Raw genomic sequence first — 12,636 nt, forward strand, 5'->3', positions numbered from 1 at the left:
CGACGCCTAGACAACCGGCGCCTGGCGCGCGTGCGTGGCGAACATCGGCAACACACAGCGTGGTTTAGATTTTGACCCGTCCTTTTACCTAGGAAGGCCGTCATGTCTGATACCCCTCGACCCCGGCTATCGCCCGGTGTCGCCGTCCTTGTCGGGATTCTGCTCGCCATCCCGGTGCTGGCGCTGCTGATCGTCCCGATCTATGCAAGAAGAGGTCCCGAGCTCTGGGGCTTCCCGTTCTTCTACTGGTATCAGATGCTCTGGGTACTGCTCAGCGGCCTGTTCACCGGGTCCGCGTACCTGCTCGTCGACCGCGACCGCAAGCGGGTGAACCGATGAACGGCACACACTCGGCAGTGACACTGGCAGCCGGCACCAAGGTGGACGGCGTCGCCCTCGGCGTCCTGCTGTTCTTCTTCGTCCTGGTGACGATCGGCGGCTTCTGGGCGGCCAACTGGCGGCGCACCGGCGCACCTGCCTCGCTGGAGGAATGGGGTCTGGGTGGCCGCAGCTTCGGCACCGTCGTCACCTGGTTCCTGCTGGGCGGCGATCTCTACACCGCCTACACGTTCATCGCGGTCCCGGCTGCCATGTATGCGACCGGAGCGGTATCCGGCTTCTTCGCCATCGCGTACACGATCCTGATCTATCCGATCGTCTTCGTCTTCATGCCCCGGATGTGGTCGGTCTCGCACAGCTTGGGCTACGTCACCGCCGCGGACTTCGTCCGGGGACGGTTCGACTCCAGGCTGCTCGCGCTGGCCGTGGCGGTCACCGGGATCGTCGCGACCATGCCCTACATCGCGCTTCAGCTTGTCGGCATCCAGGCCGTGATCGACACCATCGGCATCGGCGGTCGCGGCAACGCCTTCGTCCGCGACCTGCCCTTGCTCATCGCCTTCGCCGTGCTGGCCGCGTACACGTACTCGTCCGGGCTCCGCGCGCCGGCGATCATCGCCTTCGTCAAGGACAGCCTGGTCTACCTGGTCATCGCCGTGGCGACCGTGTACGTCGGGGTGCACGTCGGCTTCCACCACCTGTTCCAGGCCGCCGAGACCAAGATGGCCACCAAGACGAAGACCGGCGCGCCGACCGGCGTGTTCATCCCCGCGTCCAACAACTACTGGGCGTACTCCACGCTGGCGCTCGGGTCCGCGCTCGCGCTCTTCATCTATCCGCACTCGATGACGGCCGTGCTGTCGGGCAAGTCGCGCAACGTGATCCGGCGCAACACCTCGATCCTGCCGGTCTACTCGCTGATGCTGGGGCTGCTGGCGCTGCTCGGGTACGCCGCCATCGCGTCGAAGACCTCGATCATCGGCAGCGACGGCAAGCCGAATCCGCAACTGGCGGTGCCGCACTTCTTCCGCGACGAGTTCCCGAGCTGGTTCGCCGGAGTCGCGTACTCGGCCATTGCCATCGGCGCCCTGGTGCCGGCCGCAATCATGTCGATCGCCGCGGCCAACCTGTTCACGCGCAACATCTACCGGGAGTACCTGGCCAAGGGGGCCTCGCCCAAGCACGAGGCCCAGGTCTCGAAGATCACGTCGCTGGTCGTCAAGTTCGGCGCGCTGATCTTCGTGCTGGCTCTGGACAAGCAGAACGCGATCAACCTGCAACTGCTGGGCGGCGTGTGGATCCTGCAGACTCTGGTCGCGGTGGTGATCGGTCTCTACACCCGGTGGCTGCACCGCTGGGCACTGCTCGCCGGCTGGGCCGTCGGCATGGTCTACGGAACGGTCGCGGCCTATCACCAGAAGTCTGCCGCGACGCGCCACTTCGGCGGCTCGATCGCAACCTTCCCGTACACGCACACGAAGGTGTACATCGCGATCTCGGCTCTGGTGCTGAACGTGGTGGTCGCGGTGGTGGGAACGTTGATCCTGCGCGCGATCAAGGCGCCGGCGGGCACGGACCACACGGTGCCGGCGGACTACTACTCCGAGGCCGCCGCTCCGGCCGAGGCCGTTCCAGGCACGGACGGCGGGCTCGCCGAGCCGGCGCCAGCCCGGCGACAGTAGGCACGAGCCGGCGCGGACCGGCGACAATAGGCACGAGCCGGCGCCAGCCCGGCGACAGTAGGTACCAGCCGGCGCGGACCGGGCTTCACACTCTGCTGAGCAGATCGGACGCGATCTGCTCAGCAGAGCTGTTTCTGGCCCGCGCGTGTCCCGTCCCGGCCCACATTGCGAGCACGGAGGCGTCCCCGGCCGCCGCACCGGCACGCCGCAGCGGCGCTGTCAGCGCGTGCACGTCGGGATAGGCGGCCGGAGCTTCGGCCCCGTAGCGCAGCAGGAACTCGTTGACGAGCGCTCGCGCCGGCCGACCGGTGAAGGCCCGGGTCACAGCGGTTCTCGCGCCCGGAGCGGTCAACGCCACCCGGTGCGCGGACGAGGCGCCGGACTCGGACGAGGCGAGGAACGCCGTGCCGACCTGGCCGGCCACGGCACCGGCCCGCAGTGCCGCGCCCAGCTCAGCGGCCGACGAGATGCCGCCGGCCGCGATCATCGGAAGTGGGCTGACCTCGCGCACCGCCGCCAACAGCTCTGCCAGCGGCAGCGTGGACCCGGGATAGTTACCGAACGTGCCGCGGTGACCGCCGGCGACGGCGGCCTGCACGCAGAGCGCGTCCATGCCGGCCTGGGTTGCCGCCCTGGCCTCGGCGGGGTTGGTCACCGTCGCGATCAGCACGCTGCCCACTGCTCGTAGCGCTGCCAGTGCGGCCTCGGGCGGCAGGCCGAAGGTGAAGCTCACGGCGGCAACCGGATCGGCCGTCAGGACGGCCACCTTGCCGGTGAACCAGTCGTCGACCCGGACCGCTGACCCCAGTTCCACGCCCAACCGGCGCGCCTCGGGTTCGAGAGCCCGCGCATAGGCGGCAATCGCCTCGGGACGGCGCTCGAATTCGTCCGCCGGGACGAAGAGATTGACACCGAACGCGCTGGAGCCGGCCCGCTTCAGCGCGGTGAGCTTGTCGGCCAGCTGTTCAGGAGTCTGGTAACCCCCCGGCCAGAACCCGAGAGCACCACCGCGCGAGGCCCCCCGCAGGAGCTCTGGAGTACTGATCCCACCGGCCATCGGGGCGAGGATCAGCGGCGTGCGAAGCAGTCGAGTGAATGCGAGCGGGTCCGGCATGGCGCCGACCTCAGTCGGCGCGGTACTCCACCGAACCGGTCTCGATGACGACCTCGGTCAGCCGGACGCGGATCCGGGACTTGAGGCTCGCCGGGGCGACATCGCCGCCGCAGCTTCGGGCCACCAGCACCTTCACGTCCTGCTCGAGGCCGAACCGCCGCAGGCATGGCCCACAATCGTCGAGGTGGCTACGGATCCGCTGGCGTACCGCGGGATCGGTCTCATCGTCGAGGTACAGGTATACGTCGGCGAGTACCTCGTCACAATCCATTCCGCCAGGACCGAAGCCGGTCATGACTTGCCTCCTTCGGCATCGACCGAGCTCGCGGAGCCTGTCTTGACCAGTCCCCTGCCGCGCGCGTAGTCGGCGAGCTGCACCTGCAACTGCTTGCGGCCGCGGTGCAACCGGGACATGACCGTGCCGATCGGCGTGTCCATGATCTCGGCTATCTCTTTGTAAGCGAAGCCCTCGACATCGGCGAGGTAGACAGCGAGCCGGAAATCCTCCGGCAAGGACTGCAGGGCATCCTTGACGTCGGAGTCCGGCAGGTGATCCAGCGCCTCCATCTCGGCGGACCGGAGCCCGCTCGAGCTGTGGGATTCCGCCGCGTGCAGCTGCCAGTCCTCGATCGTGTCCGAACTCGACTGCTGCGGCTGGCGCTGCTTCTTGCGGTAGGTGTTGATGAAGCTGTTGGTGAGAATGCGGTACAGCCACGCCTTGAGGTTCGTGCCCTCTTGGAACTGGTGGAACGCGGCGAAGGCCTTGACGTACGTCTCCTGCACCAGGTCCTCGGCGTCAGCCGGGTTGCGCGTCATCCGCATTGCCGCGGCGTACAGCTGGTCGAGGAATGGTAGAGCGTCACGCTCGAACCGGGCTCGACGCTCCTCGACACTCTCCTCGGCCACTGTCGTACCTTTCGTCTCGACTGCCGGATCAGGATTGCGGTCCGGCTCCTGCGAGCTTACGGGTGCGGTAACGGCCACGTCGCGATCGGCTGCCCGTACGGTGACCCGTCCGGGATGGTCCAGCACCAGCATGGTGGCTCCTTCGCCTGTGCGGCGTTCTCGTGATTCGGATACCAGAACGCGGCGGCTCACCCCATCCATTCCCTCTAGCTGACGAGCAGCTCCTCGCCCCGCACCGAGACGATGTCGCCGCGCATCAGCTGCCGGCCCCGCCGGTTCTCGACCTCGCCGTTGACCAGCACGCTGCCCTCGCCGAGCAGCAGCTTGACGTCGGAGCCGACCTCGACCGCGTCGGCGAGCTTGAGGAACTGGCCCAGCCGGATGATTCCCTCTCGAGTGCTCACTTCGCGCATGCCCTTCATCATCGCTCATCTGCGCAGGGGCGTTGGGGTCGGCCGCGGGCGGCCGGTTCTTGAGACAACGCCGGCGTGGCACGATCTTGGAATGAGTGGTGGCACCCCGGCGACCGCACGCCTGGACCAGGCGAAGGTCGCGTACACGCTGCATCCCTACACCCATGACGCCCGCGCGCAGTCCTACGGCGACGAGGCCGCCGCCGCGCTCGGCGTCGACCCGCGCCGGATCTTCAAGACCCTGATCGCCACGGTGGACGGAAAGCTGGTCTGCGCCGTGGTCCCGGTCGCGGCGATGCTGAGTCCGAAGGCCCTCGCCGCGGCCGTCGGCGGCAAGCGCGCAGAACTCGCCGAACCGGCCCAGGCCCAACGCGCCACCGGCTACGTGCTCGGCGGCATCAGCCCGCTGGGGCACAAGACCCGGATTCCGGTCATCGTCGACGAGTCCGCGCTGGGTTTTCCGAGCGTCTTCGTGTCCGCGGGCAAGCGCGGCCTCCAGGTCGAGCTGGCGCCGGCGGATCTGGTGTCGCTGACCGCCGCGACGACCGCCCCGGTCGCGACTACCTGAAGTCCTCTTCGCGGTGCTCCGCCGGCGAGCGCTCCTCGGCCCGTCCGGATTCGGACCGGCGCAGGTCCACCCGACGGATCTTGCCGCTGATGGTCTTGGGTAGCTCGGCGAACTCCAGCCGCCGAATTCGCTTGTACGGCGCGAGGTGCTCACGGCAGAACGCCAGGATCTCACCGGCCAGCTCGGCCGAGGGCTCCCGCCCGGCGGCCAGCACCACGTAGGCCTTGGGAACGGACAGCCGGATCGGGTCCGGCGCCGGAACGACGGCGGCCTCCGCCACGGCCGGGTGCTCGATCAGCACGCTCTCGAGTTCGAACGGGCTGATCCGGTAGTCGCTGGACTTGAACACGTCGTCGGTGCGGCCGACGTAGGTGAGGTAGCCGTCGGCGTCCACCGAGGCGACGTCGCCGGTGTGGTAGAGCCCGTGTGCCATGGCGGCCTCGTTGCGCTCCGGATCGTCGCGGTAGCCCACCATCAGCCCGACCGGCCGCTCCGCCAGGTCCAAGCAGATCTCGCCCTCGGCGCCGGGGCCGGTCTGCCGCTCCCCGGTGACCGGATCGGCGAGGACGACGCGGTAACCGGGCAGCGGCCGGCCCATCGAGCCCGGCTTGAGCGGCTCGCCGGGCGGATTGCCGATCTGGCAGGTCGTCTCGGTCTGGCCGAAGCCGTCCCGGATGGTCAGGCCCCAGGCCCGCTTGACCTGATCGATGACCTCGGGGTTCAGCGGCTCGCCGGCGGCGACGAGTTCGCGCAGCGGCAGCTGCCACCGGGTGAGGTCCTGCTGGACCAGCATCCGCCACACGGTGGGAGGCGCGCAGAACGTCGTCACCCCGGCGTCGCGCAGCACGTCCAGCATCCGGGCGGCGTCGAACCGGGCGTAGTTGAACAGCACCACGGTGGCGCCGGCGTTCCACGGCGCGAAGAAGCACGACCAGGCGTGCTTGGCCCAGCCCGGTGACGAGACGTTGAGGTGGACGTCGCCCGGCTGCAGGCCGATCCAATACATCGTCGACAGATGGCCGACGGGGTAGCTCAGGTGGGTGTGCTCCACCAGCTTGGGCTGCGAGGTGGTGCCCGAGGTGAAGTACAGCAGCAGCGGGTCCATTCCCGCGGTCGGCGCATCGGGGATGAACGGGCTGTCATGGCCCTCGAAATCGGCGTACGCCAACCAGCCCGGCACCGGCTCACCGACGGCCACCGGAAGGAACGGGGCGGGGTCAAACCCCGAGCCGGCAGCTCCGGAGCCCCCAGCTCCGAAGCCGCCGGTCAGGTCGGACCGGCTGATCACCGCGCCGACCGCGCCCCGCTCCAGCCGGTCGGCGAGGTCCTCGGGCGCGAGCAGGGTCGTCGCCGGAATGATCACCGCGCCGAGCTTGGCGCAGGCCAGCATGGACTCCCACAGCTCGACCTGGTTGCCGAGCACCAGCAGCACCCGCATGCCGCGGGTGACGCCCCGGGCGGCGAGCCAACCGGCCAGTCGGGACGACCGTTCGGACAGTTCCGCAAAGGTGTAGGCCGCGACGGTGCCGTCGTCCTCGATCAGGCGCAGCCCGTCCTGCGCGCCCCGCTCGGCGGCCAGCACCCCGTCGAAGTAGTCCAGCGCCCAGTTGAACCGCTCAGGCTGCGGCCACTGGAACGCCTCGTAGGCCTGTGCGTAGTCGGCGCGGGAGCTGAGCAGCAGGTCCCGCGCGTCGAGAAAGCTGGCGAGTTCCGGGGCGTGGTCCGTGGCCGAGTCCATGGCTGGAACTCTGGCACGGCACGCCCGGGCTTGTCACCCAGGCCCACCGGACACGAGCGCGTGCGGCGCGTCGGGCCGCGGCGGGGGCAGCACGGCCAGCCAACCGGCCACCAGCTCGCCGATCTGCGCCGGGTTCCGCTTCAACGAGTGGTCGCCGGGGACCTCGCACACCAGCCGGACCGCGCGCTGCTCGTCCTCGGGCCGTGGCTCGGGCATGCCGAACGGGTCCCGGTCACCCTGCACCACCAGTACCGGCACCCGCACCGCGTCCAGCTCGCCCAACCGGGACTTCTCCGGTTTGCCTGGTGGGTGCACCGGAAACGCCAACGCGACGACCGCCGTCGCGGTGGGTGACACGGATTCGTCCACGGCGGCACGGCAGGCCACCCGGGCGCCGGAGGAGCGGCCGGCGAAGATGAACGCCAGGGTGGCGAGGGCCTTCCGCCTGCCCAGGGCCGCGACCACGGCAGCCCACCCGATGTCCAGGGTGGCCGCCGCCGGAGGCGCCTTCTTGCCTGCGACCCGATACGGCTGGGTAACCCGTGCGACGCTGATGCCCGCGCTGACGCAGGCATCTCGGACGGCCAGCAGATCAGGGGCTTCGACGGAGCCGCCCGCGCCGTGACCCAGTACCAGCAGTGTGGACGCACCCGGCGCCAGGTCCAGGTCCACGCCCGCATCCCCGGCCGGCGTGGCGATCATCAGCCGGCGCACCAGAACGGTTCCATGGCTTGCGCCTGCCGATCCCGGCGTCGCCCTGCTCACGGCCGCGTCTCTCGTGCGGTCATGTCTTCAAGAGCTAGCGGTAGAACGTCGTCGTGATCGTCATCGACAGCTTCGATCAGTTCGGGACCGTTGTTCTTGACGTTGCCAACCGCTTTCGAGACAGGCCGGGGCTCCAGATGCGGCTCGGGCATCGTGTCGAGCAGGCGCTGGGCAACGAGTGGATCGGCTACCTCGCAGTCGAGCCATTGCTCTCGCAACTCGGGTGGGACGAGCACGGGGCAGCGGTCATGGATCGCGCCGAGCAGGTCCGTGGCCGGTCGAGTGATGATCGTGCAGGTCCAGAGCCACCGGTTCGGGTCATCGTCGGGCAGTGTGTCGTCCCGCCAGATCTCGTAAAGACCGGCCATCGCGAGCGTCCGATCGTTGGGGTCGTGCAGGAAGTACGGGATCTTGCGACCGCCGTCGTGCTTCCATTCGTAGTAGCCCAGGGACGGCGCCAGGCAACGTCTGCGCGCGGCCGCGGTTCGGAAGGCCGGCTTGCTGGCCACCGTCTCGCTGCGAGCATTGATCATCCTGGCGCCACCGGTGCGTGACTTGGACCAGCTGGGCACGAGCCCCCACTGGACGGTGCGCAGCTGGCGGACGGGCCGGGCGTCTCTGTCGCCGGTCGGGTGACGCCGCATCACCACCGGTACCGGATCGGTCGGCGCGACGTTCCACGACACCGGGAGCTCCTCGTCCGGCGTCTCCTCGACATCGAACTCGTCCACCAGGTCGTCGGTCGAGGCGACGTTGACGTAACGACCGCACATGGGCTCAGTGTGCGCTCCGGCATCGCCGGCCAGCTCGTGGGGTTCGGCCGCCAGCTCGTCGAGCCCGTCCGAGTCGGAGTTCGTCGAGACGTACCGGGGCGCACATGGGACCGCCGGTACCGGCAGACTGTGGGCATGGCGGCAGCGAGAACAGGAAGCACCTCAGCAGACCTGCGGGCGGCCGGAAGGAGCTGAGGCACGAATGGCTCAGCGCGACACCCGACGCCTGGACGAGGACGACGTCCGCAACCGCCCCACCCGCTACGGCAGCAGGGCCCGGACGAAGCAGCGTCCGGCGCACGAGGACGCCGCCAGCGGCATGGTGGTGACCGTCGACCGGGGCAGGTTCACCGTGCTGCTCAACGACAGCGGCGTCCAGCTGACCGCCATGCGCGCGCGGGAGCTGGGCCGGACCGCCATCGCGGTGGGCGACCAGGTCGGCGTGGTGGGCAACCTCACCGGCGAGCCTGACACGCTGTCGCGGATCGTCCGGGTCAACGAGCGGCGGACCGTGCTGCGCCGGACGGCCGACGACAACGACCCGTACGAGCGGGTCATCGTCGCGAACGCCGATCAGCTGCTGATCGTCACCGCGCTGGCCGACCCGCCCCCCGTGTTCGGGCTGATCGACCGGTGCGTGGTTGCCGCGCTCACCGCCGGCCTGGAGCCGATCCTGCTGCTCACCAAAGCCGATCTGGCGTCGCCGGACGTGGTGCTGCGCAACTACGCCGAGCTGGACATCCCCGCCATCGTGACCTCGCGCGGAGCGGACCTGGACGCCATCCGGGCCATCCTCGACGGCAAGGTCACGGTGTTCGTCGGGCACTCCGGGGTGGGCAAGTCCACGCTGGTGAACGCTCTGGTGCCCGGGGCGTTACGCAGCACCGGCGTGGTCAGCGGCATGGGCAAGGGCCGGCACACCTCCACGTCGGTGTTCGCCCTGGCGTTGCCACCGCCCCAGCGGGGCTGGGTCATCGACACTCCGGGGGTCCGGTCGTTCGGGCTGGCCCACGTCAGCGCCGACGATGTGCTGTGGGCGTTTCCGGATCTGGAGGGCGGCGCCGTGCAGTGCCCCGGCAGCTGCGAGCACCTGTCGGCGGCGGACGGCTGCCGGCTGGACGCCTGGGTCGAGCAGGGGCATTCCAGCCCGGCGCGGCTGGAGGGATTCCGGCGCCTGCTGTCCAGCCGGACCGATCTCGGCGGGGCGGTCACGCCGCCGAGCTGAAGTTGGTTGGGCCGCTCGGTTGTGACCGCCCGTCAGGCGGTCCGGCGGAGGTACTCCCCCAGCACCGTGACGGCCTGCTCGATCTCCTCCGTGGCTCCGGCGAACGACAGCCGGGCGAAGCTGCCGCCGGTCGCGGTGTCGAAGTCCATGCCGGGAGCCAGCGCGACGCCGGTGTCGGCCAGCACCGTGCGCACCCAGCTCAGCGAGTCGGTGGTGTAGTCGCTGACGTCGGCATAGATGTAGAACGCCCCGTCCGCGGGGGCGAAGCGGGACAGGCCGATGGCGGGCAGTGCATCCAGCAGCAGGTCCCGGTTACGCCGGTAGCGAGCCACGTTGAGGTCCAGCTCGGCGTAGGCGTCGAACGCGGACACGGCGGCCAACTGCGACAGCGCCGGCGGGCAGATGGAGTAGTTGCCGGCCAGCCGGTCCACCGCCTCGACCAGGTCATCCGGCACCAGCAGCCACCCCAGCCGCCAGCCCGTCATGGAGAAGTACTTCGAGAACGAGTTCACCACGATGGGCGCGCGGCTGAACTGCCACGCGCACGCTCCCGGCGAGGTGTAGGTGATGCCGTGGTACAGCTCGTCCGAGATCAACCGGACCCCGCGCTCGTCACACCACGCGACGATCTCGGCCAGCCGCGCGCGGTCGATCATCGCCCCGGTCGGGTTGGCCGGCGAGCCGACGATGAGGCCGGCCGGCACCGGGTCCAGCGCCTCGAGGCCTGCGATGGTGGGCAGGTACCCGTCGGTCGCGCCGCAGTCGAACTCCCGCACGACACAGCCGAGGCTCGCCAGGATATTGCGGTACGCGGGATAGCCGGGACGGGCCATCGCCACCGTGTCGCCAGCGTCGAAGGCCGCCAGGAACGCGGCGAGGAAGCCATTGGACGAGCCGGTGGTCACCACCACGTTCTCGGCGGAGACGTCGATGCCGTACCAGGACCGGGTGTGCTCGGCGATCGCCTCCCGAAGCGGCGGGATGCCCAGCGCCGCGGTGTAGCCGATCTTGTCCTCGGCCAGTGCCCGCTGAGCCGCGGCGCGCACCGGCGCGGGGGCCGACGTCGCGGGTTGGCCGGCCGCGAGGTTGTACACCGACAGTCCGGCGGCGCGGCGTTGCTCCGCAGCCGCGAACACCCGCATGACGTAGAACGGCGACACCGCCGAACGCGCCGACGCACCCGCGGAGCTGATGGCGGGCGTCATCGCGGCGTTCACACCGACCCTCCGCATCGCCAATACTCGCCGTGGTCGCGGGCCAGCAGGCCTTCCTCGACCAGGTACCTTCGCAACGCCGCCACGTCGGGGTTCCAGGCGCGCACGGTGTCGTTGATCGCTGGCTCGGAGTACCGCACCCCCGGCTCGAACGCCGCCACCAGATGGTCGAGCAGCAGGCTCCGCTTCACTCCGGTGCGCGGGATGACCGGCAGCCATCCACTCGAAAGGATGGAGGTGAGCACCTTGCGCGTTGCAGGGTCCGGCACCGCCGCGAAGGATGTCGGATCGGCGAGCGTCTTGGCCCGCTCCTGCGCGGTGTGCACATCAGCCATCCGACGACGATAGCGTGCTGGACGTGAGCACCGACAAGCCTTTTCACTCCGAGCACTCTGAGCCGGCCACTGACGTTGCGACGGACCCCGCCACTGACGTTGCGACCGACCCCGCCGCTGATCTGGCCCTCGCCCTGGAGCTGGCGCGCCTGTCGGACACCATCACGACAGAGCGGTTCCGGGCGCGGGACCTGGTCGTAGGGAGCAAGCCCGACCTGACGCTGGTGACCGACGCGGACCAGGCGGTCGAGCGCGCGATCCGGGAGCGGCTGGCAGCCGAGCGTCCCGGTGACGCGTTCTTCGGCGAGGAGTTCGGAATCACCGGGAAGGGGCCGCGCCGCTGGGTGGTGGATCCCATCGATGGCACCAGCAACTTCGTCCGGGGCGTACCGGTCTGGGCGACCCTCATCGCCCTGCTCGTGGACGACCAGCCGGTGCTCGGCGTCGTCAGCGCCCCGGCGCTGGGCCACCGCTGGTGGGCCGCTCGGGGGCACGGGGCGTTCGGGCAGGCGGCAGGCGGCGAGCCCCGGGCGCTGCGGGTGTCTCAGGTCGACACGCTGGCCGACGCCAGCCTGTCGTACGCCTCGCTGAATGGCTGGGCCGACCGCGGCCGCCTCGACGCCTTTCTGCAACTCACCGAGCAGGTGTGGCGGACCCGGGGGTACGGCGACTTCTGGTCCTACATGCTCGTCGCCGAGGGAGCGGTCGACCTGGCGGCCGAGCCAGAGTTGTCTCTCTGGGACATGGCCGCGCTGGAACCGATCGTGACCGAGGCCGGTGGACGGTTCACCGGGCTGAATGGCGTGGACGGGGTGCAGCAGGGGAACGCCGCGGTCTCCAACGGGGTCCTGCACTCGGCGCTGCTCGCGGCGATCGGCGACTGACGAGCCGGTGAGGTCAGCCATGGGCGCGTCTGATTGCGTCAGCGGCGGTCACATCGCGCCAGCGGCAGGCCATATCGTCTCAGCGGTGGGTCAGGTCGGGCACGACCTCGGCATTCGGCAGCTCGGCCAGCAGCCGGCCGTCGAGCAGCAGCTTGGACCGGCGGACGCCGCTGCCGACGACCACCGCTCCGGCCTTGACCACCTCCTGCGCGATGAGAATGCGCCAGTCCGCGGGCAGTCCGACCGGAGTGATCCCGCCGTACTCCATCGAGGTCAGCGAGACGGCGTCATCCATCGCGGCGAACGAGGCTTTGCGCACGTCGAGAATCCGCCGCACCGCGCCGTTGACGTCGGCTCGGTCCGTCGCCAGGACCACGCAGGCGGCGTAGCGGACCTGGCCGTCCCGCTTGCCTGCGAGCACGACGCAGTTGGCGGACTCGTTCATGCCGACTCCGTACCGCTCGCAGAACTGGGCGGTGTCAGCCAGGTCGGGATCGATCTCGCAGACGCTGACCTGCGCCGCCGACGGCCACGAACCGAGGAACCGCGCGACCGGCGCCGCTAGCAGGTCCGGCCGGGATAGGGCATTCGACCAGGACAGCTGATCCGACCGGGACGGCTGAGAGCTGCACGCCGCTGCTTCATCGCTCATGCCTCGCACTCTGCCAGGCCGCCTGGCA

Annotated in this window: 15 protein-coding genes; 5 read left to right on the forward strand and 10 right to left on the reverse strand. The window is 69.8% G+C overall.

The window, feature by feature from the left end; genetic code table 11:
- The first annotated feature begins 102 nt into the window (after positions 1-102).
- Both RM423_RS13395 and mctP read left to right on the forward strand, forming a co-directional pair.
- Positions 103-339 carry a DUF3311 domain-containing protein gene (locus tag RM423_RS13395; protein ID WP_311423537.1) on the forward strand — a complete coding sequence of 79 codons (237 nt, stop codon included), beginning with the start codon at positions 103-105 and terminating at the stop codon, positions 337-339.
- On the forward strand, positions 336-2,021 hold the full coding sequence (gene mctP, locus RM423_RS13400; RefSeq protein WP_311423538.1) for a monocarboxylate uptake permease MctP: 1,686 nt from the start codon (positions 336-338) through the stop codon (positions 2,019-2,021). The genes RM423_RS13395 and mctP overlap by 4 nt, the downstream gene beginning before the upstream one ends.
- 85 nt (positions 2,022-2,106) lie before the next feature.
- Here the strand turns inward: mctP and RM423_RS13405 are convergent, their stop codons facing one another.
- The 4 genes from RM423_RS13405 to RM423_RS13420 form a co-directional block, all read right to left on the reverse strand.
- Complete coding sequence (locus RM423_RS13405; protein ID WP_311423539.1) at positions 2,107-3,135, reverse strand: nitronate monooxygenase; 1,029 nt, start codon at positions 3,133-3,135, stop codon at positions 2,107-2,109.
- Between the two features lie 10 nt (positions 3,136-3,145).
- Positions 3,146-3,430 (reverse strand): mycothiol system anti-sigma-R factor, encoded by a 285-nt coding sequence (rsrA, locus tag RM423_RS13410; protein ID WP_311423540.1) that lies wholly within the window; start codon positions 3,428-3,430, stop codon positions 3,146-3,148.
- Entirely contained in the window at positions 3,427-4,173 is a 747-nt protein-coding gene (locus tag RM423_RS13415; protein WP_311423541.1) for a sigma-70 family RNA polymerase sigma factor, read from the reverse strand. Before RM423_RS13415 ends, rsrA begins: the two co-directional genes overlap by 4 nt.
- A gap of 74 nt (positions 4,174-4,247) precedes the next feature.
- Entirely contained in the window at positions 4,248-4,454 is a 207-nt protein-coding gene (locus RM423_RS13420; protein WP_311423542.1) for an RNA-binding S4 domain-containing protein, read from the reverse strand.
- A gap of 91 nt (positions 4,455-4,545) precedes the next feature.
- Here RM423_RS13420 and ybaK point away from each other — a divergent pair, with 91 nt between their 5' ends.
- The gene (gene ybaK, locus RM423_RS13425; protein ID WP_311423543.1) at positions 4,546-5,022 is read left to right on the forward strand and encodes a Cys-tRNA(Pro) deacylase; all 477 of its coding nucleotides are present in this window, start codon (positions 4,546-4,548) and stop codon (positions 5,020-5,022) included.
- Here ybaK and RM423_RS13430 read toward each other — a convergent pair.
- The 3 genes from RM423_RS13430 to RM423_RS13440 are packed head-to-tail and all read right to left on the reverse strand — an operon-like array spanning position 5,015 to position 8,298.
- On the reverse strand, positions 5,015-6,760 hold the full coding sequence (locus RM423_RS13430) for an AMP-binding protein (protein WP_311423544.1): 1,746 nt from the start codon (positions 6,758-6,760) through the stop codon (positions 5,015-5,017). The genes ybaK and RM423_RS13430 overlap by 8 nt on opposite strands.
- A gap of 33 nt (positions 6,761-6,793) precedes the next feature.
- Positions 6,794-7,474, reverse strand: a complete 681-nt coding sequence (locus RM423_RS13435) for an alpha/beta hydrolase family protein (RefSeq protein ID WP_311423545.1) — start codon at positions 7,472-7,474, stop codon at positions 6,794-6,796.
- A gap of 47 nt (positions 7,475-7,521) precedes the next feature.
- Positions 7,522-8,298: an SOS response-associated peptidase gene (locus RM423_RS13440; protein ID WP_311423546.1), complete on the reverse strand. Its 777-nt coding sequence runs from the start codon at positions 8,296-8,298 to the stop codon at positions 7,522-7,524.
- 202 nt (positions 8,299-8,500) lie between these two features.
- Here RM423_RS13440 and rsgA point away from each other — a divergent pair, with 202 nt between their 5' ends.
- Positions 8,501-9,523 (forward strand): ribosome small subunit-dependent GTPase A, encoded by a 1,023-nt coding sequence (gene rsgA / locus RM423_RS13445; protein WP_311423547.1) that lies wholly within the window; start codon positions 8,501-8,503, stop codon positions 9,521-9,523.
- 32 nt (positions 9,524-9,555) lie between these two features.
- On the opposite strand, the gene RM423_RS13450 is transcribed toward rsgA, so the two are convergent.
- Entirely contained in the window at positions 9,556-10,740 is a 1,185-nt protein-coding gene (locus RM423_RS13450; protein ID WP_311423548.1) for an aminotransferase class I/II-fold pyridoxal phosphate-dependent enzyme, read from the reverse strand.
- Positions 10,737-11,072, reverse strand: coding sequence for a DUF2087 domain-containing protein (locus RM423_RS13455; RefSeq protein ID WP_311423549.1), 336 nt, complete (start codon positions 11,070-11,072; stop codon positions 10,737-10,739). The genes RM423_RS13450 and RM423_RS13455 overlap by 4 nt, the downstream gene beginning before the upstream one ends.
- A gap of 122 nt (positions 11,073-11,194) precedes the next feature.
- Here RM423_RS13455 and hisN point away from each other — a divergent pair, with 122 nt between their 5' ends.
- Positions 11,195-11,956 carry a histidinol-phosphatase gene (hisN, locus tag RM423_RS13460; protein ID WP_396327713.1) on the forward strand — a complete coding sequence of 254 codons (762 nt, stop codon included), beginning with the start codon at positions 11,195-11,197 and terminating at the stop codon, positions 11,954-11,956.
- Between the two features lie 79 nt (positions 11,957-12,035).
- Here hisN and RM423_RS13465 read toward each other — a convergent pair whose 3' ends face one another.
- Positions 12,036-12,608, reverse strand: a complete 573-nt coding sequence (locus RM423_RS13465; protein WP_311423551.1) for a YbaK/EbsC family protein — start codon at positions 12,606-12,608, stop codon at positions 12,036-12,038.
- Positions 12,609-12,636 lie beyond the last annotated feature (28 nt).

Source organism: Jatrophihabitans lederbergiae (genome assembly GCF_031845305.1).
GTDB lineage: Bacteria > Actinomycetota > Actinomycetes > Mycobacteriales > Jatrophihabitantaceae > Jatrophihabitans_A > Jatrophihabitans_A lederbergiae.

Excerpts from the sequence above, each read along its gene's own strand:
- rsgA (WP_311423547.1), top strand. The coding sequence starts at position 8,501 with ATGGCTCAGCGCGACACCCGACGCCTGGACGAGGACGACGTCCGCAAC.
- mctP (WP_311423538.1), top strand. The coding sequence starts at position 336 with ATGAACGGCACACACTCGGCAGTGACACTGGCAGCCGGCACCAAGGTG.
- RM423_RS13420 (WP_311423542.1), bottom strand. The coding sequence starts at position 4,454 with ATGCGCGAAGTGAGCACTCGAGAGGGAATCATCCGGCTGGGCCAGTTC.
- RM423_RS13455 (WP_311423549.1), bottom strand. The coding sequence starts at position 11,072 with ATGGCTGATGTGCACACCGCGCAGGAGCGGGCCAAGACGCTCGCCGAT.
- RM423_RS13405 (WP_311423539.1), bottom strand. The coding sequence starts at position 3,135 with ATGCCGGACCCGCTCGCATTCACTCGACTGCTTCGCACGCCGCTGATC.
- RM423_RS13440 (WP_311423546.1), bottom strand. The coding sequence starts at position 8,298 with ATGTGCGGTCGTTACGTCAACGTCGCCTCGACCGACGACCTGGTGGAC.
- rsrA (WP_311423540.1), bottom strand. The coding sequence starts at position 3,430 with ATGACCGGCTTCGGTCCTGGCGGAATGGATTGTGACGAGGTACTCGCC.
- ybaK (WP_311423543.1), top strand. The coding sequence starts at position 4,546 with ATGAGTGGTGGCACCCCGGCGACCGCACGCCTGGACCAGGCGAAGGTC.
- RM423_RS13395 (WP_311423537.1), top strand. The coding sequence starts at position 103 with ATGTCTGATACCCCTCGACCCCGGCTATCGCCCGGTGTCGCCGTCCTT.
- RM423_RS13430 (WP_311423544.1), bottom strand. The coding sequence starts at position 6,760 with ATGGACTCGGCCACGGACCACGCCCCGGAACTCGCCAGCTTTCTCGAC.
- RM423_RS13415 (WP_311423541.1), bottom strand. The coding sequence starts at position 4,173 with ATGCTGGTGCTGGACCATCCCGGACGGGTCACCGTACGGGCAGCCGAT.
- RM423_RS13465 (WP_311423551.1), bottom strand. The coding sequence starts at position 12,608 with ATGAGCGATGAAGCAGCGGCGTGCAGCTCTCAGCCGTCCCGGTCGGAT.